This window comes from Novipirellula rosea, assembly GCF_039541335.1.
GTDB lineage: Bacteria > Planctomycetota > Planctomycetia > Pirellulales > Pirellulaceae > Novipirellula > Novipirellula rosea.
In genome coordinates, this window is sequence record NZ_BAABGA010000037.1 from 65,943 (window position 1) to 91,281 (window position 25,339).

The 25,339-nt window shown below is 55.4% G+C and carries 17 protein-coding genes; 13 read left to right on the top strand and 4 right to left on the bottom strand.

Translation table 11 applies throughout. The features are described 5' to 3' along the window. Window positions 1–8: 8 nt before the first annotated feature. The 4 genes from ABD971_RS15460 (at window position 9) to ABD971_RS15475 (ending at window position 5,016) form a co-directional block, all read left to right on the top strand. Entirely contained in the window at window positions 9–1,217 is a 1,209-nt protein-coding gene (locus ABD971_RS15460) for a lysophospholipid acyltransferase family protein (RefSeq protein WP_345323500.1), read from the top strand. 212 nt (window positions 1,218–1,429) lie between these two features. Further along, window positions 1,430–2,530, top strand: a complete 1,101-nt coding sequence (ald, locus tag ABD971_RS15465) for an alanine dehydrogenase (protein ID WP_339936873.1) — start codon at window positions 1,430–1,432, stop codon at window positions 2,528–2,530. A gap of 36 nt (window positions 2,531–2,566) precedes the next feature. Next, a complete protein-coding gene (locus ABD971_RS15470; RefSeq protein WP_345323502.1) occupies window positions 2,567–3,763 on the top strand; it encodes an aminotransferase class V-fold PLP-dependent enzyme in 1,197 nt (398 codons plus the stop codon). Between the two features lie 104 nt (window positions 3,764–3,867). Beyond that, entirely contained in the window at window positions 3,868–5,016 is a 1,149-nt protein-coding gene (locus ABD971_RS15475) for a methyltransferase domain-containing protein (RefSeq protein ID WP_345323504.1), read from the top strand. A gap of 11 nt (window positions 5,017–5,027) precedes the next feature. On the opposite strand, the gene ABD971_RS15480 is transcribed toward ABD971_RS15475, so the two are convergent. Further along, on the bottom strand, window positions 5,028–6,635 hold the full coding sequence (locus tag ABD971_RS15480) for a tyrosine-protein kinase family protein (protein ID WP_345323506.1): 1,608 nt from the start codon (window positions 6,633–6,635) through the stop codon (window positions 5,028–5,030). Between the two features lie 79 nt (window positions 6,636–6,714). Then, on the bottom strand, window positions 6,715–7,869 hold the full coding sequence (locus ABD971_RS15485) for a hypothetical protein (protein WP_345323508.1): 1,155 nt from the start codon (window positions 7,867–7,869) through the stop codon (window positions 6,715–6,717). 313 nt (window positions 7,870–8,182) lie between these two features. On the opposite strand from ABD971_RS15485, the gene metH reads away from it, so the two are divergent. After that, complete coding sequence (gene metH / locus ABD971_RS15490; protein ID WP_345323510.1) at window positions 8,183–11,887, top strand: methionine synthase; 3,705 nt, start codon at window positions 8,183–8,185, stop codon at window positions 11,885–11,887. Window positions 11,888–11,987: 100 nt separating this feature from the next. Here the strand turns inward: metH and ABD971_RS15495 are convergent, their stop codons facing one another. Continuing rightward, the gene (locus tag ABD971_RS15495; RefSeq protein WP_345323512.1) at window positions 11,988–12,563 is read right to left on the bottom strand and encodes a nitroreductase family protein; all 576 of its coding nucleotides are present in this window, start codon (window positions 12,561–12,563) and stop codon (window positions 11,988–11,990) included. Window positions 12,564–12,961: 398 nt separating this feature from the next. Then, window positions 12,962–15,019, bottom strand: a complete 2,058-nt coding sequence (locus tag ABD971_RS15500; RefSeq protein ID WP_345323514.1) for a prolyl oligopeptidase family serine peptidase — start codon at window positions 15,017–15,019, stop codon at window positions 12,962–12,964. A gap of 331 nt (window positions 15,020–15,350) precedes the next feature. Between ABD971_RS15500 and ABD971_RS15505 the strand changes: the two genes are divergently transcribed. The 8 genes from ABD971_RS15505 to ABD971_RS15540 all read left to right on the top strand — a co-directional run bounded on the left by ABD971_RS15505 (window position 15,351) and on the right by ABD971_RS15540 (window position 25,103). Continuing rightward, a complete protein-coding gene (locus tag ABD971_RS15505) occupies window positions 15,351–17,606 on the top strand; it encodes a ribonuclease R family protein (protein WP_339936889.1) in 2,256 nt (751 codons plus the stop codon). Between the two features lie 196 nt (window positions 17,607–17,802). Beyond that, complete coding sequence (gene gcvT / locus ABD971_RS15510) at window positions 17,803–18,924, top strand: glycine cleavage system aminomethyltransferase GcvT (RefSeq protein WP_339936891.1); 1,122 nt, start codon at window positions 17,803–17,805, stop codon at window positions 18,922–18,924. Between the two features lie 39 nt (window positions 18,925–18,963). Beyond that, entirely contained in the window at window positions 18,964–19,365 is a 402-nt protein-coding gene (gene gcvH / locus ABD971_RS15515) for a glycine cleavage system protein GcvH (protein WP_339936893.1), read from the top strand. Between the two features lie 42 nt (window positions 19,366–19,407). After that, complete coding sequence (locus ABD971_RS15520) at window positions 19,408–20,181, top strand: lipoate--protein ligase family protein (RefSeq protein ID WP_345323517.1); 774 nt, start codon at window positions 19,408–19,410, stop codon at window positions 20,179–20,181. Window positions 20,182–20,727: 546 nt separating this feature from the next. Continuing rightward, the gene (locus tag ABD971_RS15525) at window positions 20,728–21,414 is read left to right on the top strand and encodes an FHA domain-containing protein (RefSeq protein ID WP_339936897.1); all 687 of its coding nucleotides are present in this window, start codon (window positions 20,728–20,730) and stop codon (window positions 21,412–21,414) included. Between the two features lie 9 nt (window positions 21,415–21,423). Further along, complete coding sequence (locus tag ABD971_RS15530) at window positions 21,424–21,999, top strand: RNA polymerase sigma factor (protein ID WP_339936899.1); 576 nt, start codon at window positions 21,424–21,426, stop codon at window positions 21,997–21,999. Continuing rightward, complete coding sequence (locus ABD971_RS15535) at window positions 21,996–22,619, top strand: hypothetical protein (RefSeq protein WP_345323519.1); 624 nt, start codon at window positions 21,996–21,998, stop codon at window positions 22,617–22,619. The genes ABD971_RS15530 and ABD971_RS15535 overlap by 4 nt, the downstream gene beginning before the upstream one ends. Window positions 22,620–22,772: 153 nt before the next feature. Continuing rightward, window positions 22,773–25,103, top strand: coding sequence for an alpha/beta hydrolase (locus ABD971_RS15540; protein ID WP_345323521.1), 2,331 nt, complete (start codon window positions 22,773–22,775; stop codon window positions 25,101–25,103). Window positions 25,104–25,339 lie beyond the last annotated feature (236 nt).

Here is a 25,339-nt window from a genome sequence, read left to right on the forward strand (position 1 = left end):
TCAACAACGTGACTGTGATTCTCGACCGGCCGTATCAGTTTGTGCCGCCTTGCCGTAACAACCTGTGGCCTGCGTTCATTCAGCAATTTCGAATCGTCGACCGCTATCTACGCAAAAAAGAGGGAGTGGTTTCGTACGAATGCCGCAACCTTGATGTCTTTCGTGAATCGCTTGATCGCGGTGATGGGATTCTGCTAGCGCCGAATCATTGTCGGTATGCCGACCCGCTCGTGTTGGGTTGGCCCGCTCGGCACGCGAAGACGCCTGTGTATGCGATGGCGTCATGGCATTTGTTCAACGACGGTTGGCTCGATGCCTTTGCGATTCGGCGGATGGGAGCGTTCAGTATCTTTCGCGAAGGCTCCGATCGGAAGGCGCTGGATACCGCGATCGAGATCTTGACCGAAGCCGAACGTCCCTTGATTGTCTTTCCCGAGGGGACCACCAATCGCACCAACGATGTGCTCAAGCCGCTGCTCGACGGAGTGACGTTTATGGCGAGGGCTGCCGCGCGCCGTCGCCAAAAACATTACGGTAGCCAAGTGGTGATGCATCCCATCGCGATCAAATATCTCTGTAAACAAAAGATCGATTCGTGGGCCAACGAACAATTGTCCGTGATCGAATCGCATCTTGGATGGACCAAGTCACTAAGAGGTTCAATACTAGAACGCACCATTCGCGTTGCCGAGGCGTTGTTGGCACTACGCGAAGTCCAGTATTTGGGTAGCACGCGTGCGGGCAACCTTGCGGAGCGTCGCGATGGGCTGATTCAACATTTGTTGTCCGACACCGAATCACGGCTAAAGATGTCGGTGGGGAACGAGGACCTAAGGGCTCGAGTTCGTGCGATACGCACCAAAGTTTCCTCGATTTGGTTTTCGGAAAACCCAGACGAACAGGAAAAAGTGCGTTTGAAAAACGACATCGTGGCTGCCGATCTTGCTCAGGAGCTAGTGTCATACCCCAATTGCTATCTCGAGTCCGATGATGTCACGGATTCTCGCATTGTTGAAACGATCCAACGGATGCAGGAATCGTTGTGGGGGAAAGCCGATGTGGGGATCGAACTGCATGCGGTGATCGAGTTTGATGCTGCAATCCCAGTGCCTGCCGAGAAGGCGCCGCGAGGCGTTGAAGATCCGTTGCTCTGCGAACTCCGCGATCGCTTGAGCACCATGATCGCTCGCTTATCCAAAGAAGCACGGCCGCTGTAGGCTGAATCCGCCACGTAATTGCAAATCGTAGGGGGCAATTCGAAACCGGCAAAACATCAGTGCGACGAAGCGGTCGACGGACCCGATGTGCAATCGTACATTGCCTTAAAATCGTCTCGTCACTGTGACTTGCGTCAGCGTTATGTGCGTCCCATGGGTTTTGTCGTGGGGGTACAGATCCACTCGTCTCGCTTCTTGAGAAGGAAACTAACATGATCATTGGGGTACCCACCGAAGTTAAGACCGACGAATATCGTGTGGCATTGTTGCCGGTGGGAGTCGAGGAATTGGTCGCTCGCGGGCACCAAGTCCTGATCCAATCCGAGGCTGGCGTGGGCTCGGGGGTGACCAACGAAGACTACCTGCAATGTGGCGCCGAGTTGTGCGATACGGCTGACGAGGTGTTCGCGCGAGCCGACATGATCATCAAGGTGAAAGAGCCTCAGCCCGAAGAGTATGCCAAGGTGCGTGCTGGGCAAATCCTGTTTACCTACTTTCATTTTGCCGCCAGCCGAGATTTGACCGATGGAATGCTCGAAACCGGTTCGACCTGTATCGCTTACGAAACCTTGCGTGACGAACAAGGACGACTGCCGCTGTTGACCCCGATGAGCGAAGTGGCGGGGCGGATGAGTGTCCAAGAAGGCGCCAAGTATCTCGAGAAACCACAAATGGGCCGCGGCATTTTGCTCAGCGGTGTGCCTGGCGTTGCACCCGCGCACATTACCATCCTGGGCGGCGGTGTGGTCGGTGCCAACGCGGCAAAGATCGCGGCGGGCTTCGGCGCCGATGTGACGATTCTCGATGTCAACCTCGAACGACTTCGCTACCTCGATGACGTGATGCCCGCCAACGTCAACTGCTTGTACAGCGACCGACATAACATTCTCGAGCAACTCGAACGCGCCGATTTGGTGATTGGTGCGGTGTTGATTCCCGGAGCAAAGGCACCTCAATTGGTGCGCGCCGAAGATTTGAAGCGGATGAAGCCGGGCAGCGTGGTGATCGATGTTGCGGTGGACCAAGGTGGCTGCATCGAAACCACTCGCCCCACCACGCATAGCAATCCAACCTATATTATCGATGATGTGGTGCATTACTGTGTCGCTAACATGCCCGGTGCGGTGGGGCGTACCAGTACGTTTGCGCTTTGCAACGCGACGCTGCCGTGGGTGATTCGGATTGCCAGTGCTGGTTTGATGGAGTCCGTCCAAGCCTCCGCCCCGCTGCGATCGGCTGTTAACGTCCATCAAGGCAAAGTGGTCCATCAACCTGTCGCCGATGCGTTTGGGTTGCCCTGCGAGACACTTTAGCCTTTAGCCCGGTGTCGTGTTTTTGAAAGGGATGACATGGCTAGCGGAAACGATATGAAGTCGCATTGGCAACTCGACCCGCAACTCGACTTTCTTAATCACGGTTCGTTTGGCGCCGTGCCCACGGTGGTGCTGCAGGTTCAGCAGGCGTTTCGGGATCAATTGGAAAGCGATCCCATTCGCTTTTTGGCTCCGGAACGCGAATTGGAACCCAAACTCGATCACGTGCGTGGTGTGCTTGCCGATTTGGTCGGCGCTGATGATCGCGATGTGGCATTTGTGCTCAATGCGACCGACGGGGTGAACGCGGTCCTACGCTCGTTTCCGTTTGTCGACGGGGATGAAATCGTTGTCACCAATCATGGTTACAACGCGTGTATCAACGCGGCTGAATTCGCGGCCCAGCGGGGCGGCGCGACGGTGCGGGTGGCCAACGTGCCCTTTCCGATTCGCGATCCAGGCCAAGTGGTCGATGCGATCGACCACCAGCTAAATGATCGCACACGATTGATTATGATCGATCATATCACCAGTCCCACGGGATTGGTCTTTCCCGTTGCGGCGGTAGCGGAACTGGCTAAAAGTCGCGGCATCCGCGTGTTGGTCGACGGAGCGCATGGGCCCGGCATGGTTCCGCTGGATCTTCGCAGTCTGGGGGTGGACTACTACACGGCCAATCACCACAAGTGGCTGTGTGCACCGAAAGTGTCAGGATTTTTGTGGGTGCACCCCCAATGGCAGCGCGAGGTGCGGCCGACGATTATCAGTCACGCGGCGAACCGACCGCGTCCCGGTCGTTCACAATTTCTCGCGGAATTCGATTGGAAGGGAACGTTTGATCCCACGCCGATCTTGGCATTGCCGAAAGCGATTGAGTTTTTGAGTTCGTTTTATCCAGGTGGATTGGATCAATGGATGCAAGTCAATCGAAATCTCGCGATCGATGCATTAGGATTGTTGTCCAGCGGATTGGGGATCGAGGTCACGACGCCGCCTGAGATGATAGGCAGCCTTGTGACGGTGCCATTGCCGAAACCGGAGAATGCGAACGCGGGCGAAGTTCACGAGACGCTACAATCACGGCTGCGTCAACGATACAATATCGAATGCCCCGTCTTTCCCGGAGTCCAACCTAATACGTATCTGCTTCGGATTGCACTTCAAGCCTACAACGATCTTGATCAAGTCCATCGATTGGTCGCTGCTCTTCGTGACGAATTGGGTTTGAGTTAATCCGTGGTGGCTAAATCTGGATGTCTGGCTCGACTTGTTCGTTCGACAAGACGCTGTTCATTTACGGCCAAACAAACCTCAATTAAATTGACACAGAGAACTTCATGTCGAAAAGTCTTGATACCGAAAACGCCGTTGCCTCACGCTACTCGGCTGCTGCTCAAGCCGTCGAACCGGCGCTGTGCTGTCCTGTCGATTACGACGCCAGCTTTTTGAAGGTGATTCCAAGCGAAGTCATCGAACGTGACTATGGTTGTGGCGATCCGTCCAAGTACGTTCGCAAAGGCGAGACCGTATTGGATCTTGGCAGCGGCGGAGGCAAGATTTGCTTCATTGCTTCGCAGGTTGTCGGCGAGTCGGGCCGAGTGATCGGCGTCGATATGAATGACGAAATGCTGACGCTGGCAAGAAAGAGTCAGCCGGTGGTTGCGGACGCGATCGGCTATGACAACATCACGTTCTGTAAAGGACGTATCCAAGATATGGCGGTCGATCGCGATGCCGTTGATCGCTTTCTGCAATCGAATCCGGTCACCGACGAGGCGACGCTGCGTCACTTGGAATCGTTTGTCGCGGCCCAGCGTCGTGAGCAGCCAATGATCGCCGACAAATCGGTCGACGTCGTGGTCAGCAATTGTGTCTTGAACTTGGTGGATTCTGCGGAAAAGCAAGCTCTGTTCGCCGAGATCTTTCGCGTCTTAAAAAACGGTGGGCGTGCCGTGATTAGCGATATTGTCGCCGATCGAGTTGTCCCTACGCATCTTCAGCAGGATGCTACGCTGTGGAGCGGATGTATTTCCGGTGCCCTGAGAGACGAAGACTTTGTTCGCGCGTTTGAAACGGCCGGGTTTCACGGAGTCGAAGTCGTGGTGATGCAACCCGAGCCATGGCAAGTGGTCGAAGGGATCGAGTTTCGCTCTGCGACCGTGATCGCATACAAGGGGAATGCCCGAAGCGAGCCCGACGCCACCTGTGAAGACCAAGTGATGTATCGAGGCCCGTTCGCCAGCATTCGTGACGATGAGGGTAACGAGTACCGCCGCGGTGAGATGGTTGCGGTCTATCCCGGAACGTTCGCGATGTTGTCTCGCGAACCCTACGCAAGTCACTTCATTCGTGTTCCCGCGAAGCCGAAAAGCCAGGCGACTGGATTGCCTGTTGCCTCGCAAGCCCAAACCTACCAATTGCAAGTCGCATCAAATTCATCGCCCCGCGGATCCGAGGGCTGCTGTGATAGCGGCGGCTGCTGTTAGCAATGCGTGGATCAGGCAAAGTTGTCGACAACCCCGATGCCTTGAATGCCAGATTCAAGCAGTTGATTCGACAACGCGTTGATCTCTTCGTTGGTCGTGTTTTCGATGTCACGAACGATCATTGCACTTTCGACAAGGCTTGCGATCGAGCGAGCCACGGGCGTATTGCCCAGCGGTCCATCGATGATCACAAGATCAAAGTTTTCTTTGAGCGTTTGGATCAACTTGGCGATCTCAGCTGCGGTTGCTTGCCCTGAAGGCTCGCTCGGGAACAGCGGAAACAGCGTGACGTGATCCTCGACGGCATGCACGGCGATCTCGCCGAGCGACAGCCCGCCGCGAAGGGCGTCCAACCATCCGTATTCGACATCCAGACTCAGTTCGTCGACGAGCGTCGGCGTTACAAGGTCGGCGTCCACAAGCGCGACGCGAATCCCGGCTGCGGCGGCAGCCATGGCAACCCCGGTGGCAACCGTGCTGCGGCCCTCTTCGGGATGCACGCTGGTGACCAGCACGCTGTCGAGCCCGGTTTGCACGGCGCCGAGCATCTGTTCGGCCACCATTTGGAATAATTCGCCTTCGAAAAACAGCTTGGCAACGTTGCTGGGAACGTCAAATTGGTCCACTTCCCAGGCTGCTTTTAACTTCGCAGCCACAGCAGGAGCTGCTTCGGGGGTCGGGCTTGGCGAGGTTTCTACGACCTCGACCGGATCGGCGGCCGGGATGGTGTTTGCAGCCGGCATTGCAGCGGCCAGCGTTGCAGCGGCAGACGGCGGAAGCATTTCGGCGGCTTGAGGCTGCGACGGAATCGCTGACGTACCGGTTTGGTTTTCTCGTTGGCTGGTCGTTCGCGCGGCCGCTGTCTTGCTCGACAAGATGCGTTGCAGCTCGATGATCGACGCTTCGTGCGACGCGGATTTTGCTTCCGAACGGGGCTTGGTTTCCGAACGGATCTTTGCTTCGGGAACAGGCGGCGTCTTCACTGTCACGGCGGCAGCGGGCATCGCGGCAGCCGACGCCTTGGCAACAGCAACAGTGGTCGCGGGCGGCTTGGCAGTGGGCGGCTTGGCAGCGGGCGGCACAGCAGCGGGCAGCTTGGCGGCCGGAATCGCGGCGCGAGTGGTTGCTTTTGTTGTCGCTGGTTTCGCAGCGGTTTCCGGTTTCGGTACCGCAGTGGGTTTTACTGTGCTTTCGTCTAGCTCTCGCGCGACGAAGGGAGTGAATCCGCCACCGATGATGTCGCTGGTCCCTGTGTACGATTCGCTGGCAAACGAAGTAATCGTGTGTTGCAGCGACGCCAAAACGTTGGCATTGGGGATCGGAGCCGATTCCGGTTCAGGAAACGATTCCATCGCATCTTCGGACTCGGCCGCGATTTCATCACGAAGATTCGTCACGCGAATGTCGGTCGCAAAATGCGGCGCCGGGACATGTTCGGCTGTGTCATGATCCGCACGGATCTTTTGGTCGTCGGTTTCATCAATCCACCATGTCGCCGGCGCTGGCGACGGTGACTTCGTTTCCACGCCAGACTGGTTCTGCTGGTGGGACGAATTCGTATCCGCGTTGCGGTTTCGTCTTGCAAAGGCTTTGACAAAGGCCTGGTTGTTAGCAGTCATGGTTCTTACCGAGCAGTGAAAATTTGAAGCTTGATGTCGTTAGATTAAAGGGGCGATGCGAGTTCACGACGCGCGTGATCTAGTTCGCAACCGGTTGCGATGGCAAGTACTGTTCCCAGTTAAAGATGCCACGTGGAGTGGCCGATTCTTGGGGCGTTGCCGGTGCCGGAGCGGTTACCGAGGTTGGTTTGGCAGCCGACAAATCAGGCAGTTCGGAATTGGCCGAGTCGCTGCCAAGATTCATGGTGCTTGGGCTTTCAAGAGGCGACGTGGAAAAGTCTGCCGTTGGTGCCTTGTGCGAATGAACGGTTGCGTTCAGTGCCGCGATGGCAGGATCGATCCCGCGAGGGTTGCTGACCGTACTTGCCGGTGTTCCCGCGGACACATTCGGATCTTCGCTGGGGGCAGGGGCATCGGTTGTCGCTGCCACTTTCGCGGCGGGCGACGAATCCGGTGTCATCAGGGCAACATTTGCCTTCGCGGTTGACGCATTCGCGGGGGCCGGTTCAACGTGGCCTGATACATCAGCGTTGATGTCTTCATCGGCAAACACGACCAATTCTTCGGGAGGAAGCAGGTCAGTCAGTTGGGAATCGGCAACCGACGGTTCGCTTGACGATTGAGTCGCTCGGCGGCTTACTTTCACGGCAAAAATGATCACTAACAATAGCATGGCAATGATAAGTGCATTGCTGCTGATCAGTTGTTGCCAATTTCGTTTCGGTGGTTGCGCTGCCAGTGTGACCGCAGGGGCCTCGGTCTTTGCAGAGTCCATATTTGTCGCAGACGCCATGGCTTTCGCAGGCACCGCGTCGGTTTCTGTGAAAACCGCAGGCGAAAGACTCGAGGTGGACGAAGGGATCGTCGCCGAAATTATGGGGCTGGTTGTCGGATCCTGAGTCGCTGCAGCCTGGATTGCGGTGTCGCAAATTGTCGCAGCGCTGGAAGCCGATGCAGGATGCGACTCGGTTGCGACGCTCGAATCACCCGGATGCGAGGTCTTGATTGTGGAATCCGCATGCGGTGTTGGCAGCGATCCCGTGACCGTCGCCGGTGTTTCAGTCTCGCTCGCACGCGGTGTCGTGCCTGCGGGCTGGCTCGGAGTCAAATTTTTGAGCTTAAACAGCGTCGGTGGCAATGCGGTGTTCGAGTGCTCGTCGCCCTTCGAGCGTTCGTCTGCCGCTCTGACTGGTGAGCGTCTGACGTCTTGCGTGGCTTTTTGCGAGACGGTCATGTGATCTTCCTGATACACGAGTGCGAGGCGTTTCAAGCATTACTGACAAACAAGGCGAGCCGGGTCGGATCCCCTACAGGACTAGATCGGTACGCAGCATGAATGATCTTTAGGAATCTGCGGAATAGACAAACTTTGCCGATTGATCAAGATGAAATGACATCTTTTAATGCCAGCAAACCGTAATGTCAGCAAACGAGGGGATTTTGCTCGCAGAATCAGGCATCACCTTGTGAAACAGCGAACAGGAAACGAAGATACGTGTCCTGGAAATGCCTCCCCTTGCCATTTTTCGCTAAAAATACGCGGCACAATGCTTCAATCTGGAACGACTCAATCTGTTATTTCCGAGCTCCTACGCGAGCGGATTCTGCTGCTCGATGGGGCCATGGGGACCATGATCCAACGTCTCGGTCTGGACGAGGCGGGGGTGCGAGGCGAGCGATTTGCCGATCATGATCCCAAAAAAGATTTGAAGAATTTCTCGGATATTCTTTGTCTGACCCACCCCGATAAGATTACCGCGATCCACGCGGCCTACTACGAAGCGGGCAGTGACATCGTCGAAACCAACTCATTTGGTGCCTCGCCGGTCGGAATGATCGAGTTTGGATTGCCACTCGAATTAATCGACGAAATCAATCATGCCGCGGTGGCGTGTGCCCGCAAAGCGGCCGATGAGTGGACCGAACGGACACCTGATAAGCCGCGTTTTGTCGCCGGATCGATCGGCCCAACCACAAAACAGTTGGCGATCAGCACCGAGGAAGACCCCGCTCACCGCGGCGCCACGTTCGAAGAGATGGTCGACAGCTATCGCGCTCAGGTCAGCTCGCTCGTGGCCGCTGGCGTCGATATCCTGTTGCCCGAAACCGCCATCGACACGCTCAACTTGAAAGCGTGTTTGTTCGCGATCCAAGACTTCTTTAACGCGGGCGGTCGCCGAGTTCCTGTGATGGCGAGCGGTACGTTTGGCGATGGTGGACGAACGTTCGTCAGTGCTCAAAGCGTCGAAGCGTTTTGGACCGCCATCAATCACTTCCCGCTGTTGTCGGTCGGCATGAACTGTGCCCTCGGCCCCGACGTGATGCGGCCTCATATCGAAGAACTTTCGCACGTCGCGGAGATCCCGATTTCGTGCCATCCCAATGCTGGTTTGCCGAACGAGATGGGGGAATTCGATCTCGGTCCCAAAGCGATGGCCGAAAAAGTGGGCGAGTACGCCGACAATGGTTGGCTGAACATTCTGGGCGGCTGTTGCGGCACAACCCCCGATCACATCCGCGCGATGGCCGAGCGAGTTAAGGGACGCAAGCCGAAACAGGAGACGCACGGACCGGTTTACACCCGGTTGTCCGGTCAGCTTCCGATGGTGATGCGTCCTGAAATTCCGTTCACCATGATCGGCGAACGAACCAATGTCGCTGGCAGTAAAAAGTTTGCTCGATTGATCCGCGAAGACAAATACGAGGAAGCGGTCGATATTGCGCGCGAACAAGTTGAAAACGGGGCGACCATTATCGACGTCAACTTCGACGAAGGGATGCTCGATGGCGTGGCCGCGATGGAGCGTTTCTTGCGTCTGATCGCGGGGGACGGAGTGGTTGCCGCAGTGCCGGTGATGATCGACAGCAGCAAGTGGGAAGTGCTCGAAGCGGGACTTCGCAATGTCCAAGGGAAAGCGATCGTCAACTCGATCTCGCTTAAGGACGGCGAGGAAGAGTTCCTGCGTCGGGCGCGTTTGGTTCGCCAATATGGTGCGGCCGCCGTGGTCATGGCGTTTGACGAAGAGGGACAAGCCGCCGACGAAGAGAGCAAGGTGCGGATCTGTAAACGTGCCTACGACCTGCTCACCACAAAGATCAATTTTCCTCCGGAAGACATCATCTTCGACCCGAATATCCTGACCGTCGCGACGGGAATGGAAGAGCACAACAACTATGCCGTTGACTTTATCAACGCCGTTGCGCGAATCAAAAAAGAATGCCCCGGTGCAAAGACGAGCGGTGGGGTCAGTAACATCAGTTTCAGTTTCCGCGGAAACGATCCTGTCCGCGAAGCGATCCACAGTGCATTCCTGTTCCACGCCATCAAGGCCGGTTTGGACATGGGAATCGTCAACGCGGGACAGTTAGAAGTCTACGAAGAGGTGCCAAAGGATCTACTCGAGCATGTCGAGGACGTGCTGCTGAATCGACGTCCCGACGCAACCGACCGGATGCTCGAATTTGCCGAGACGGTAAAAGGCGGCGGCAAAAAGAAATCAGGCGAAGACCTGGCTTGGCGTAACCAATCGGTGGCCGAGCGGATGCAACACGCGCTGATCAAAGGGATCGACAAGTACATTGTCGAAGACACCGAAGAGGCACGCCAGCACTTTGATAAGTGTCTGCAAGTGATCGAAGGTCCGTTGATGGACGGCATGAAAGTCGTCGGTGATCTGTTTGGTGCCGGCAAGATGTTTCTGCCGCAAGTCGTCAAAAGCGCTCGCGTGATGAAAAAAGCGGTGGCCTATTTGGAACCCTACATGGACGAGGAGAAACGACTCGCGGGGACCGAAAATGATGCCGCACGCGGCAAGTTCTTGATCGCCACGGTCAAGGGCGACGTGCATGATATCGGTAAAAACATCGTCGGCGTGGTGTTGCAGTGCAATAACTACGAGGTCATTGACCTGGGCGTAATGGTTTCTGCGGAACGGATTTTGGAAGAAGCAGTCAAGCAAGATGTGGACATGATCGGGCTGAGCGGTCTGATCACTCCAAGTCTGGATGAGATGACACACGTCGCACGCGAGATGAAGCGTGCCGGAATGACGATGCCGTTGTTGGTCGGCGGTGCAACCACCAGCGCCAAGCACACTGCAGTCAAAATTTGTCCGGCATACGACGGGCCCGTGATCCATGTACTCGATGCCAGCCGTAGTGTGAACGTCGTCGAACGACTGCTCAGCAAAGAGCATCGCGACGAGTTTATCGCCAACAATGTCGTAGAGCAGAAGAAGTTGGTCGCCAGTTTCCGCGAGCGGCAACAGAAACTGGTGCCGTACGCGGAAGCATTTGAAAAGCGATTCGCAACCGATTGGGCCAACGTGCAAATCGACAAGCCTTCGTTTACCGGCGTAAAAGTGCTGAAGGATTTCCCACTTGCCGAGATTCGTCCTTACATCGATTGGTCGCCGTTCTTCATGACTTGGGAATTGAAGGGCAAGTATCCCAAAATTTTCGATGATGACGTGGTCGGCGAAGAAGCCAAGAAGATTTATGACGACGCAAATGCACTGATGGATCAAGTCATTGCCGATGGATCGCTGAAAGCGAACGCGACCTATGCGTTTTGGCCAGCGGCCAGCGACGGAGACGACGTGATTCTGTACACCGACGAATCACGCAGCAAAGAATTGTCGCGTTTCCATTTCTTGCGTCAGCAGTGGGAACGCAAGGGGCAAAAAGATTATCGATCGCTTGCCGATTACATCGCACCGGTCGACAGTGGACGCCAGGACTATATCGGAGGCTTCGTGGTTACCGCGGGGATCGGCGCTGATGAGTTGGCCAAGAAATTCCGAGCGGAACTGGATGATTACAAGGCGATCATGGTGCAAGCGGTCGCAGACCGATTCGCCGAAGCGTTCGCGGAATTGCTGCACGAACGTGCTCGAGTGGATTGGGGGTTCGGTCAAACCGAAGGCCTCGATAAAGACGACTTGATCAGCGAGAAGTATCGTGGCATTCGTCCGGCCGCCGGCTACCCGGCTTGTCCTGATCACACCGAAAAACGCACGCTGTTTGATCTGTTGGATGCCGAAAAGAGTACCGGGGTCGAGTTGACATCCAGTTATGCGATGTACCCCGGCGCGGCGGTTAGCGGTTTGTACTTCGGTCACCCCGAAGCTCGCTACTTCACCGTCGACCGAATGACCAAGGATCAAATCGAAGCGTACGCCAAGCGAAAAGGCAAGCCACTCGCGGAAATCGAGCGTTGGCTCAGCCCGAACTTGGCCTACGAACCCGAGTAAGGTGTGGCCATTCGATGTGCGATAGGCTTCTGGCCTGTCATGACGATCGTTGGGCTCCAAGCACCCCCTGCCAACAGGCTAGCAGCCTGTGCTACGGCGCTCAATCGCGAACCCAGCGAACCTTGGCCTCGATGCCGCCGCGACTGCTTTCGGGCCAATCGCCTTGCGGATAACCGAGGTAAAACAGGCCTAGAGCTTGGTCGTTCTCATCGAGCCCGATAAAGTCTCGCATCTGCGTGCTGGTAGCTGCAACATTGGTCGACCAGAAGCCGCCCAGTCCGTATGCGGCTGCGGTTAAGTGCATGTTTTGCACGGCACAAGCGACCGCCAACAACTCATCCAGCAACGAGATCTTTTCACTCGCTTGTCGTTTCATTCCAATCGCGATCACGACCGGAGCACAAGTTGCATTGACTCGCATCCCGTCGTGTTTCTTTTGCTTGAACGTTTCCTCGGTCGTCAGACTCTTGTAGGTCTCGGCCAAAAATTCGGCCAATCGCTTTCGAGCATCGCCGCTGAACACCGTAAAGCGCCAAGGTTCGGTCATCCCATGCGTGGGTGCCCAATTCGCATTTTCGAGTAATTCGCGAACGATACTCTCGTCCACATCTCGGTCCGAATATTGCGTCGGTTTAATCGTCCGCCGCTCACGAATCACTTGGCTAACAGGAAGCATATTGGGGCCGTTCGGTTAGAAAATCGGGTGTCATTCAGCAAGTCGCCGTTTTACCCGATTTTGCCCGTCGCGTTTAGCTAAGGTTCAGTAGGTTCTCGCCGTAAGCTGGTTACGCAAGGTGATGAAAATTCATCTGCTGTAATTGAACGTTTTTAAGCCCCAGCTCCCAACCCGACGCGTCAGTTATGAAGTTGCGCTATTTGCTGTCGCGGAGCGACATACTTCGATAGCCTCGGACTTTAGTCCGAGGGATTTTCTTGGTCCCAGCCCGTTGGGCTGGGCTAGGTAAACGACCGGGGCTTTGCCCCTAAATACAAACGCGCAACTTCAAAACAGACGCGTCGGGTTGGGATTGAGGCGGATCGGTGTGCGTGCGGACTGATGATGATTAAAGGTCGCTACTTTAGCTTCCATGCTTCGTCGAAGAATCCGGCGTCGACGACTTTGCCGGGCCATAGCGAGTCGGCCGGGGTGCGGATGTCGATGATCGCCCAGTCGGGAAGTTTGGGGACTTGGCGTGCATTGTTTAAATAGGCGTACTCGCGATATGTAAACCCGCTGTTGATGACCACATAACGAGTGGGGTTTTTGGGATTGGGATAGATCATTACTGGCGCGTGATGAGCCGCGTCAACGCGTTTCTTATCCCCAACCATCAGATTGCTTTCATCCTCGGACCAGGTGATGGGAAGTTCGCTTTGGATCGATTTCAGAAATGCATTGCTGGCGGGATCTCCGAACACGATCAAGTGGCTGGACGCGATATCATCGTCGCTGATTTCAGTGTCCTGCTTGACGATCGCATCGCCGCGGAATTGGCGACGCCACTCACGAACCAAATGATCCTGTTCCGATTTTGCCCAGGCATCGGTCTCGGGGTGAAGTCCTTTGCCGCTGGGGGCGACAATGATAAATCGTTCCATGAACGCATCATCAATCGGTCCTTGCAAGCCATGTCGCTTGACAACGCGGATGGTTGCGGGACGTGAGCCGATTTTCCATTGATCACCATCGCGATGGATTTGACATTGCCAGGATCGGTCGGATTCGGGTCGCGGCCCCACCAGGATTTGGCGGTTCGTTGCACTCTCGCTGTCTTTGTCAGTGCTGAAATCAACGATCTCGATCTGTACCGGTTGGCGAAGATTAAACGGGGCGTCCCCTGCAGCGAGATCAAGTTGCAGTCCACGGACGCCATCGACGGTTAAGCGAATCGTGTTTTCAGAAGCTGACAACGTGGCGCGGACGGTTGCACGTTCCCAGTGTTCCGTCAATTCATCGACGGTTAGCCAAAACGATCGGTTGTAGCGTAGCGTGTACGTGGTGAAGTCGACTGTCGTGAGGGCACGGTCACGTCCTTGGACGGCAAGGTTTGCCAGTTTGTTCTCGATCGTCTTCAGCGAATCAGGGTGGATCGCATGTTTGGTTTGGGGGCCAATCAGGTGGGTTAGCTTCAACCCTTGATCCCCCATCGCTTGTTCCATGATGTCGGCGGCTTGTTTTTGGATATCCAGTTCGCCGCTGTAAGCGATTGTCGGCAAGTTGAACAAGTTTGCGGCGTATCCGGTGCAGTCATACAGTTGCCAAAGCTTTTTCTCGTACCAAGTCGGGGTCAGAGTTTCACCCTGAAACGATTTCAAGAATTCAGGGGTTTCGGAGAAACCGGCACCCGGCGTAGCGGCAAAGAATTGGCTGGGATAGTGCACCGCGAATTGCCAGCAGCCTGCTCCGCCCATCGAGAAGCCGCGTATGCTGATGCGGTTTTCATCGACACGGTATTGCGACTTGGCGTGGTCGAGGGCTTCGAGCACATCGATTTCACCCGCGAATTTGAAGGCGTTGCTGTAGCGACCGTAGGGATGCACAACCAGTGTGTTGGCGGGCGAGATTTGTCCGACGCGGTTCATGCGTTCGTGAATGAAAAGAGATTCCGTGGACCGTTCGCCACGTCCGTGTAGCCACACGTCGGTTCGGTACTCGCTCGCTCCGGCGAATGCATACGACTCGGGGACCACGACACCGTAGGGCTGAACGGTGTCGTCGATTCGCGACTTGAATCCTCGCACCACCAGACCGGTCTGCGTGGTCCAGGGAGCGTTTCCGTTTGTCAGTGCATCGGCACGAGCATGTCCTTCGGCCAACACTTGGCGGGCTTTGCCAATGTCGTTTTTGTGGAAGAGTTCGCGATGCGCAATCGCGTCTCGGATCGCTCGCGAGAAAATCTCGACATCGGGTAGCAGCGATTGCACTTTCAGATCATTTGATTTTCGGAGCTGCTCGATTTTTTTATTCAGCTCTGCCAATCCGCCATCAAGTTCGTCTCGAACGACGTCGCTGAGTTCGATTCCTACGGGCGGCACTGCGCGAACGTGGTCAGCAACATTGTCGCCGGGGCCATCGGCGAGGGCCGAGGAGATGAGTAGCAAGAGGACCAGACAGGCAGAGAGGTTTCGCATTGGGGGCGGCTTTTGGTGGGAGAGTGGGAGAGTGGGAGGCAATTGTAATCCAACGTGACTGCGTCTTCAGCGGTGGGGGGGGATGGTCGCGACGCAAATAAAGCGAACCTTTCCTGGTGTCGCTGCGTCTAAACCCTCAATCCCCAGGCTCTGACCGCGCGGCACCGCAGCTTTGTGGCTGTCGCATTCCACGATTTCTCTTAAAATCGCAAGCGGTTTTGGTGCTTTACAGCCCAATATGATGCCTGACGAGCACTTTCTGTGTCGCAAGAGGCCGCCGGTCTCCACAGGTGGAGTGTTCGGAACCTCTCAATCGGATATCTTTTCCTGAATGGATGTATCACCCGAATTAACCGACCAGCTGCTTCGTCATATCAGCTCGTCTATCTACCGCCCCAGCAAACCCAAGCAAATCGCGACCGCGCTGAAGCTGGATTCCGAAGGCTATCGCGAGCTTCGCCGAGTTGTCAAACAACTTGTGATCGAAGGCCGCGTGGTTTACGGATCGAATCACTTAGTGATTCCTGCGGGCGCCTTCGAAGGGGGCAGCGATTATATTCGCGGCACCTTCCGTCGCGCGATGGGGGGTGGCTTTGGTTTTGTTCGCCCCGGCGAACATGATGACGACAGCGAAATTGCCGAGCATATTTTTGTGCCACCTGGTTCGACGCATGGCGCCCTCGAAGGCGACGTCGTCGAAGTCAAATTGCAGCCGAGTCGCAAGGGAGGCCAAGAGGGCGTCGTTGTTAAAATACTCCAGCGTGCTCGACGCCAATTCACTGGCACGTTTCGCATGATTCGCGGCGAGCCCGCGGTATTTCTCGACGGGACTCCCTATAGCCAGCCTGTTTCGATCGGCGATGTTCGCGGGCTGCCGCTCAGTGACGACGACAAAGTGTTTGTCGAAATGGTCGAGTTTCCCGACGATGATGGTCACGGGGGCGAAGCGGTGTTGTTGGAGCGTTTGGGCAGCAGCACCAATCCGGCAATCGATACGCTGACGATCATGCGTCAGTATGGGTTGCCTGATCACTTTCCTGAAAACGTGTTGGATAGTGCACGCGAGCAAGCCGATGCGTTCAACGACGAGGTCGTCCCAGAGGGACGCAAGGATCTGACCAAGTTACTGACGATTACGATCGACCCGTTTGATGCTCGTGACTTTGACGACGCCATTTCGCTCGAGCGTGAAGAGGGGCGTTGGCGGTTGTGGGTGCATATCGCCGACGTCAGCAGCTTTATTCCCGAAGGGAGCGTGCTGGACGAAGAAGCCAAAAACCGAGCCACCAGCGTCTATTTGCCCGATCGCGTCGTGCCGATGATTCCTGAAATCATCAGTAACCACTTGGCCAGTCTGCAGCCCGATCGCATTCGATTGACCAAAACGGTCGAAATCGAAATGCTTGACGATCTAACGATCACGCATATCGAAGTTCACAACGCCGCGATCCTCAGTGACAAGCGGTTTACTTACGAGCAGGTCGACAAATTTTTAGCGAACCCCGATGCTCAGCGCAAGCCATGGGGCGATGCGATTTGTGATCTGCTTTCACGGATGCACACACTTGCAATGCAGATGCGAAAGGCTCGCTTCAAGGGTGGTTCGTTGTCGTTAGACATGCCGGATGTCAAATTGGATTTTGACAAATCGGGAAAGGTTCGTGGGGCACATTTATCGGAAAACACCGAGAGCCATCAGATCATCGAAGAGTTCATGTTGGCGGGCAATCAGGCGGTTGCTTCGTGGTTGGATGATTTGGAATTAAACTTCCTGCATCGCATTCATGAACCTCCACAACGACGGAAAATCCGTGATTTGCAGGTGTTCGTTCGTGATTTAGGGTTAAACGTTGAGTCGCTCGAAAGTCGGTTCGAGATCCAACGGGTGCTCGACATGGTCGCGGGCACGACGCTGGAGCAAGCGGTCAACTTTTCCGTTTTGAAATCGATGAACAAGGCGGTCTATGGGCCTCAGCGTGAAGGGCACTACGCGCTCGATATGGAGCACTATTGCCACTTCACCAGTCCGATTCGTCGTTATCCCGATCTGTCGGTGCACCGATTGGTGCAAAAGCTGATTGAGGGCCAGAAAACGCCGGATGAATCGTTTCAGGTGTTGCTGCGGCTCGGGCATCATTGCAGCGATATGGAGCGCAATGCACAGCAGGCCGAGCGTGATTTGATCGAGTTAAAATTGCTTCATTTTTTGAAGAAGAAGGTAGGCGAAAAACTCGATGCTGTCGTCAGCCGTGTTTTTGCCGACGGTATTCACGCGCGTTGCATCAAGCTTCCCGTCGACGGATTTTTGCCGGTCGCCGCATTGCCGAATGACAAATATCGATTTGAACGTCAGGGGCAGCAATTGGTCGGATTCCGCGACGGAAATCGTTTTCGTCTGGGAGATTTATTGACGGTACAGATTGCCAAAATCGACCTTCAAGAACGCCAGCTGTTTTTTGATTTGGTTAAAAACCACTCCTCAGAAGCGGGCCCAGTGTCCTCAGGCCGTCCGAAACACAGCAAAGAACGGGTGGGAACAAAACGCAAGAATGAAGCTCGTCAAAAGAAGAAGCGGCGAAAGCGATAAAGCATTTGCGGCTTGGGGCTTTTCGATCGTGGTGTTCTGTATAAACTGACGCGTGTTGATCGGCATCCGTCGGTCACACACTGATCGTTGACATCACGGCCGCCTTTCCCCTGACTAACGCAACCGCGGTAGCTATCTGTGCTGCTTTACCGGTGCTGAAAAATCGATGGACACTCCTGCCCCTAGCGGACTTGCCATGAATACCTCGCTTTCCACCACACCGTTGGATGCATGGCACCGGTCCGCCGGTGCAAAAATGGTCCCCTTCGCGGGCTATGAGATGCCGATCCAGTATTCCTCGATCGTCACCGAACACCAAGCGTGTCGAACATCGGCGGCCCTTTTTGACGTCTCGCATATGGGACGCATTCGTTTTGATGGTGATGGCAGCGAACAGCTGCTCGATCATCTACTGACACGCCGAGTGTCGGATTTGCCGATCGGCGGAGTCCGCTACGGCTTGATGTGTAACGCCGAAGGGGGCGTGTTGGATGACGTTCTGGTATCGCATTTGAAAACTCCGTCGGATCGACGATTTCATTTGTTGGTCGTCAACGCATCGAACCATCAAAAAATCGTCGACTGGATCACGCCGCATCTGCCCGATTTTCCCACGGTGACGATGTCCGACCGTACCGAGTTGACTGCGATGATTGCAGTCCAAGGACCTAAAGCGATCGATGTTTGCAAAAAGCTTTTCTCGTTTGATCCGAGTCGTCTAAAGTATTACCAAGCCACGATCACCGATCAGTTCAAAAAGCCAGCGATCGTCAGCCGGACCGGCTATACTGGCGAGGACGGTTTTGAGTTGATCGTTCGTGCCGAAGAAGCCAACCGGATTTGGGAAAACATCATGCTTGCCGGTCGCGACGAAGGCTTTGCCGCCGCCGGGCTGGGCGCTCGCGACACGTTGCGAATGGAAGCGGGAATGCCGTTGTATGGTCATGAGTTAAACGAATCGATTGATCCGATTTCCGCCGGGTTATCGTTCGCGTGTAGTTTTAAAGATCGCTCGTTCGTAGGGGATGACGCGCTGCGTGCGGTGAAGGCCGCTGGTCCAAAACAAGTTCGCGTGGGGATGATTCCCGAAGGCAAACGGCCGGCTCGCGAAGGTTGTGACGTGCTCGATGCCGATGGAAATAAAATCGGTTACGTCACCAGCGGTGGTCCATCGCCGACGCTCGGGCATCCGATCGTCATGGCCTATGTTGATGCCGAGTTTGCGGATGCGAAGCAGTTTCAAATTGATATCCGCGGGAAGACCGTGGTTGCAAACGCGACCCCCCTTCCCTTTTACAAACGTCCTAACAAGGTTTGATCGTCCAAGCCTTTTGATCGTCAAAGAAGGAATTTTTGCATGGCCCGTGATCCAGAAAAATTGTTGTATGCCGAGTCGCATGAGTGGTGTGATGTGGCCGAAGAAGGTGGCGAGAAAATCGCCACCATCGGAATCTCTTCGTTTGCGATCGAACAGCTGAACGACCTCGTCTACATGGACCTTCCCGAAGTCGGCAAAGCGGTCACGGCGGGCGAAGAATTCGGTGAAGTCGAGTCGGTAAAAGCGGTGAGCCCGTTGTACAGCCCGATCACCGGTGAAGTTGTCGAAGTCCATAGCGAGTTGCCCGACAACTTAGACCAATTGAATGACGATCCGTATGACTTCGGTTGGGTGATCAAAGTCAAAGTCACTGACGACTCGAATCTGTCCGCGTTGATGGACGCGGCCGCCTACAAAAAGCAGTGCGCCGAATCGGGCTAGTTCTCCGAGATCCGGGCTGTTGATTTACTTGAAACGAGATAAGTGAACACGTTGCACGCGAGATTGATCGAAGTCGCCGCTGGAGGTCCGGCGGAGAACATGGCGATCGACCAGGCGCTGTTAGAGTCGGTCGACCGCGATGCCGTTCCGACGCTCCGGTTTTACACTTGGTCCGAACCGACCGTTTCGCTCGGCTATTTTCAAAAAGCGAGGGATCGGCTGGCTCATTCGCCCAGTGCAAAGTGTGCCTTCGTTCGTCGCGCGACCGGTGGCGGAGCCATCGTGCACCACAACGAACTGACTTACAGTTTCGTGTGGCCGCTTGAATATGTTCCTGCGGGGGCGAAATCCGAGCTCTATCAGCAAACCCACCAAGCGATCATCGAGTCGCTCGGGCGGTTTGGCGTCTCGGCGACTCGTTATGCCGATTGGGGGGATCAAGCGGTCCAAACGGCCACCTCCAACGAAAAACGCTGCGACCCGTTCCTCTGTTTTCAGCGACGGACCGACGAAGATCTGGTCGTGGCAGGCTACAAAGTGTGCGGAAGTGCGCAGCGGACGAGTCGCAAGGCGGTTTTGCAGCACGGAAGTATCCTGTTGGACGTCAGCCCTCATGCCCCTGAATTACCGGGGGTGGTCAATGTGACGCCGCATGCGATTGCACCGCAAGAGCTGGCAGAGACGCTGGCATCGAGCATGGCGAAGGCGTTTGGTATGAAATTTGATAAGTTTTCGCTAAATGAGACGCTTATTCAGCGAGCCAAACAGATTCAAGCGATTCGGTTTGGTCAGTTAGATTGGAATGAAAAACGTTAAAATTACAGTCCGGAACGCGGGCGATTCAATCGCGGTGTGGTTATATTCGGGCTAGTTGATAGGAATGGCATTAAGGCGTCTGGACTTGCTTTAAAATCGAAATAAAGGCATTATCCTTTCCTTGATACTGCTTAGAATCAGGGCTGTAGTGGTAGACCGACGGAAATGTACATCAGTTCTCCATTGTAAACGTAGCAACAGTTCACCTTTGACTAATCTTCAATCGGGGGGGTGGGTTGCTGCGAAAGACTGGGGGATGGAAAAAAGGGGGCGCCAGTTAGGATGACGCTTCCCGGGGCATCCGGGGGAATAGGCTTGTCATTTGCCTCTTCGAACCCTTCGTCGCGCGTCACTGCACGAATGGTCCGGTGAGTATGCAGAGAGGAAGATTGGTAAAACGATTGGGACTCATTTCGCAACCCAGTTGTTGAAGGCGGAGCGAAAATGATTCTTGGCCATTGAGCGTCCAAGAGATTTTTTGGCCGAATGAGATTGGGGTGATCGTTCTCGCGTCGCGGGCATCAGCCATCCATTGAGAGGTGCTTCATGAAAGTTATGTTGAAAGTTCTGACGGGAAGTCACGCCGGCAAGGAGATTGCCGTTGCCAGCGAGAAATTTCTGATTGGACGAAGCGACTCGTGTTCGCTGCGTCCCAAGAGCGAATCGGTCAGTCGCAAGCATTGCATTATTGTCTTGAAAGATGGCCGCGTTCTTGTCCAGGACTTGAAGAGTCGCAACGGTACCTTGGTCAACGGCAAACGGTTGCCTACCGATATGGCCAAAGTGCTCAAGCCGGGCGACAAGCTAACGATCGGCAAATTGGAATTCGAAGTCTTGATCGAGCATGGATTGCAGGCTGCCAAGAAACCGCAAGTCGCGAACGTCGAAGACGCTGCGGCGCGGGTGGTTCAAGCTGGATCTGGCGACAGCAAGTTCGAAGAGGTGGATGTCAATTCATGGTTGGACGAAGCGGACCAGATCGATCGCGTCCGTAAGATCTCGGATCCTGAAACCCGTCAATTGCGGCTTGATCATCCTTCGGAAGTGAAGAGCGGGACCGATTCTGATAGTACCGAGCTTTCGGTTAACGAAGAGGACTCGGCAATGCGTAAACGCAAAATTCCTGAAAAGCAAAAGCCAATGAAGCTGCCTGAGGGAATGAAGAAGAACATGAAAGAGAATTCACGTGACGCTGCCGACGATGCACTCAAGCGATTCTTTAGCGGTCGCTAGGAAAATGGCATGGAAGAATCGACTGCGTTTCTAATCGAACGTCACCGTCAGAACGATCCTGCAGCGTTCGAGAAGCTCGTCGGACGCTACCATTCGCTTGTCTTTGGCGTCTGTATGCGGTTCATGCGTCATCGCCAAGACGCCGAGGACATGACCCAAGAGACTTTCTCTCGATTAGCGAGATATTTGTCACGTTGGGATTCCACACGGCCGATCGAACCTTGGCTTGTCACGATTGCTGGGAATCGTTGCCGGACCGTGTTGTCGCGGCATCGACACGAAGTGGTCACCGGGGTTCCGGTCGAACCGGCGTCCGATCGAGTGCAAGAAAAAATCGCTGCCGATTCGCTGCGCGAGGAAGTCCGATTGGCCCTCGCCTCTCAGCCCGAAAATCATCGCCGTGCGTTTGAATTGTTTCACGAACAATCGATGAACTACGCCGAGGTCGCAAGCCATTTGGGGTGTCCGCTGGGCACCGCCAAAACATGGGTGCATCGGGCTCGGGTGGCCATCATGGACGAATTGCTTAAACGCGAAGTCGTGGTTGCTGCCAAGAATGTCGTTGCCACCGAGGTGAAACGATGACCTGCCAAGAATTTATGGCGACGCTTCAGCACCAGATCGACCGGCGGCAATCGCTCGATGGTAACGACCTGCTGCAGACGCATGCCTCGCAGTGTGACTGCTGTCGCGAACGTCTGGTCGCTTGGCAACAAATCGCCACGGTATTGCCCGGCGGCGAACCGCTTGCAGAGATCTCGCTTGCCCAAGCGGACTCGGGATCCTGTCTCGGCGATTCGCGTGCTCGCTTTATACCTCGCCACGTGATGGCGGCCGTGGTGCTCGCTGCTGCCGCGGTCATTCTGGTCGCGTTTCGAATGCCTCCAACGCCTGCTTTGTCCCCGTCGGCTGAGTCGTCGATCGCATTGCTTGCGCCCGAGTCGTCTCCGTCTCTGGAAAACCCGTCTTCGTCGCTCGAAGACAGGGTGCCGAAAACCGGCTTGTCGATGCTGGGGGCTGAGAACCCGGCCTATGGAATGCGGACCAATCCCGTCGCTTGGTTCCATGATGTTCAGCAACGAGATTGGTTGGGACAGACGATGCCGACGGTCGAGTCGTTTCGCGATGGCGTGGCGCCGATTGGGCGTTCGTTGTTGCGGGCGGTAACGATTTTGACGACCTCGGGAAAAGATCAGCCGTCTTAACTAAAATAGAGGTCTCGATTGGCCGCCGAGGTCGGTGGAAAGTCGAATGCTTTGGCGGGGACTTGTGATGGATCAAAAATTTGGGACTTGGGTCGTTTGAGCATTGGGTTACGTCGGAAAGTCGGCTTCGCGGTTCTGGTGGGTGTCGTTGCGATGTCCATGGGAATGTCGCCACGTGGGTTTGCCGAGGAATTGTTCCAGCTCCGCAACGGAATGACGCTGCGGGGAACCAAGGCCGAGATCGCCTCGCTCAATGCCAACGCGTTTTCCGCTGCCGCGGCCGGCGAAATCAAACTAAGACCGATTTGGGTCATCGATGACGGTTTGACTCGGATTTATTTCCATGGCAACGGGATGTCCGCTGCGCCGCCCGTGGCTGTCCGCGATATCGAAAAATCGATCGAGTTTTGGCAGCCCACGCCGCTCGGTGGCAAGGAAATTTCGGCGATTGGCAGCATCCTCGGCGTCTCGCCGTTCAACGAATTTGGCCGCCGGGTGATGACCGTTCGTGGCGTCGATGGCAGCCCGATGCGTTTGGTCCAAGGGATCACCGAGATCAATGGCCGCTATGCGAGAGTCGAGGGGCTCAAAGGCGAAAAATCCTATGTGTGGGATATGCGAGTGGCGACCAGCTCGCTGAAGTCGGAGACGCTGAAGTCGATCTTCCGCCGGCGAATGGACTGGGACAATCTCGACAAACGGCTCGAGGTCGTTCGCTTCTTTATGGAAGCCGGTCGCAACGGAGATGCGATCGAGGTGCTGCGAGAAGCAATCGAGACGTTTCCCGAAGCGGCAAAAATGCAGCGACAAATTATCGTCTTGACCGAGCGGCAAGCGAATCAGTTGCTCGAAGAGGCGATGTTACGAGCGGATTCAGGCCAAGAGGAGTTGGCACTGCAGATCCTCGAACAATTTCCCACCGATCAACTTGGGCGTGTGACTCGATTGCAAGTCCAGGACGCGACGCAAAAGATTCGGGCATCCCAAAGTCAAGCGAAGTCGCTGATCAAACAGCTCGACAGTCAGATTCAGCAACTCGAGCAGGCTGAATCGCTACAGCCCATTTTTAATGAAATCAAAGCAGGGCTTTCGTCGGCAACGATGATCCGCTTAAGCGATTACATCCGCTTGGGGCAATCCGAGGCGGTGCCGCTCGAAAATCGCGTTGCTCTGGCGATCGCCGGTTGGTTGCTCGGTAGCGGTTCGGGCGAACAAAACTTAACCGTCACGATTTCGCTGGTGAAAGTACGTGATCTGGTGGCGGAGTATCTAGGGACTTCCGATGCCGGGCGTCGGCAAGCGATTTTGGCTGAATTACAAAACCTCGAAGGGGCCGAGGCAGAGTACGTTGACCGTATGTTGCCTCTGCTGACTCCTACGCTCGAATGGCCCGAAGGGGCACAGCACGAGACGATTCCCGGGATGTACTTGGTCGGCGACGAAACCGAGCAATTGGATCAGCCGCCGCGGCCTCGTTACGTCGTACAGTTGCCACCGAACTACAATCCGCTTCGCGAGTATCCCTGTGTGCTTGCGTTGCACCCGGTGCGTGGCACTCCGGTGTCCGAGATTGATTGGTGGAGTGGTGTCTACAACGAAGAGATGCAGGCTCGATTGGGGCATGCGTCCCGCTACGGATTTATTGTCGTGGCGCCGCTGTGGACTCGCGATTCACAGCGAGATTACGAATACAGTTTGCGAGAACATGAACGCATCCTCGTTTCGCTTCGCGATGCAATGCGTCGCAGTTCAATCGATGCCGACCGCATCTTTATTGCCGGGCATGGCGAAGGCGGCGCGGCGGCATGGGACATCGCCTATTCGCATCCCGATTTGTGGGCCGGCATGATTTCGATCAGTGGCGAACCAGCGAAAACGATTACGCATTACCATCCCAATGCTCCCTATGTGCCAATGTACTTGGTGATGGGAGAACGCGACGGAGCGCCGACGCCGCTGGTTCGCAACGGACCGATCATGGATGACTACGTCAAATTCAAAAGTGACGCGATGGTGGTGATGTATCGCGGCCGAGGACGCGAGTTTTTCTATGAAGAGATTCATCGCTTGTTCGAGTGGATGCGTTTGCCATCGCACGTCCGCAAAGAGGCCCCCGAGGACATCGATGCGGTCACAATGCGCGACGGCGACAATTTCTTTTGGTGGTTAGAACTTGGCGCTCTCAAGCCCGATGTGGCTGTCGACCCGCTGTTGTGGGAGCAATCCGAACGACTTCGTGCTGCATCGGTCTCGGCGTCGATTGGCAGCGACAATCAGATCCGCATCAACCAAGGCCCGACCGAGCAGTTTATGGTTTGGCTGCGTCCGATGCGGAACGTCGATCTCAGCAAACCGGTCACGATTCGTTATCGCTCGCGGCGAGTGATGTTTGAGTTTGACGGTTCGCTCGCAACGTTGCTCGAAGATGCCCGCCGCCGGGCCGATCGAAAGCGTCCCTTCTGGGCAGGCGTCCCCGTCCCTTGATTTTCCCGTCCCTTGATTTGCTGTCACTCAAAGAGGGCCGTTCCTCAGTAACGCCCGTTTCTAAAAACAATAACGCCCGTTTCTAAAAACGCCCCGTTCGTTGGTGTTTTGCTGCCAAATGGCTAAGGGGGCCGCGTCGCACGCAAGGCGGTGATTAGGGTTTTTCGCGAAAAGGGCGAACTTTCGTCGCCCCTAACCCATCCAAATTGGGCATTTCCGGGGGTGGGGTTCGTCTA

Coding starts and splice junctions, on each gene's coding strand:
- ABD971_RS15470 (WP_345323502.1), top strand. CDS start 2,567: ATGGCTAGCGGAAACGATATGAAGTCGCATTGGCAACTCGACCCGCAA.
- ABD971_RS15495 (WP_345323512.1), bottom strand. CDS start 12,563: ATGCTTCCTGTTAGCCAAGTGATTCGTGAGCGGCGGACGATTAAACCG.
- ABD971_RS15500 (WP_345323514.1), bottom strand. CDS start 15,019: ATGCGAAACCTCTCTGCCTGTCTGGTCCTCTTGCTACTCATCTCCTCG.
- ABD971_RS15480 (WP_345323506.1), bottom strand. CDS start 6,635: ATGACTGCTAACAACCAGGCCTTTGTCAAAGCCTTTGCAAGACGAAAC.
- ABD971_RS15505 (WP_339936889.1), top strand. CDS start 15,351: ATGGATGTATCACCCGAATTAACCGACCAGCTGCTTCGTCATATCAGC.
- ABD971_RS15535 (WP_345323519.1), top strand. CDS start 21,996: ATGACCTGCCAAGAATTTATGGCGACGCTTCAGCACCAGATCGACCGG.
- ABD971_RS15485 (WP_345323508.1), bottom strand. CDS start 7,869: ATGACCGTCTCGCAAAAAGCCACGCAAGACGTCAGACGCTCACCAGTC.
- ald (WP_339936873.1), top strand. CDS start 1,430: ATGATCATTGGGGTACCCACCGAAGTTAAGACCGACGAATATCGTGTG.
- gcvT (WP_339936891.1), top strand. CDS start 17,803: ATGAATACCTCGCTTTCCACCACACCGTTGGATGCATGGCACCGGTCC.
- ABD971_RS15475 (WP_345323504.1), top strand. CDS start 3,868: ATGTCGAAAAGTCTTGATACCGAAAACGCCGTTGCCTCACGCTACTCG.
- ABD971_RS15540 (WP_345323521.1), top strand. CDS start 22,773: ATGTCCATGGGAATGTCGCCACGTGGGTTTGCCGAGGAATTGTTCCAG.
- ABD971_RS15530 (WP_339936899.1), top strand. CDS start 21,424: ATGGAAGAATCGACTGCGTTTCTAATCGAACGTCACCGTCAGAACGAT.
- ABD971_RS15525 (WP_339936897.1), top strand. CDS start 20,728: ATGAAAGTTATGTTGAAAGTTCTGACGGGAAGTCACGCCGGCAAGGAG.
- metH (WP_345323510.1), top strand. CDS start 8,183: ATGCTTCAATCTGGAACGACTCAATCTGTTATTTCCGAGCTCCTACGC.
- gcvH (WP_339936893.1), top strand. CDS start 18,964: ATGGCCCGTGATCCAGAAAAATTGTTGTATGCCGAGTCGCATGAGTGG.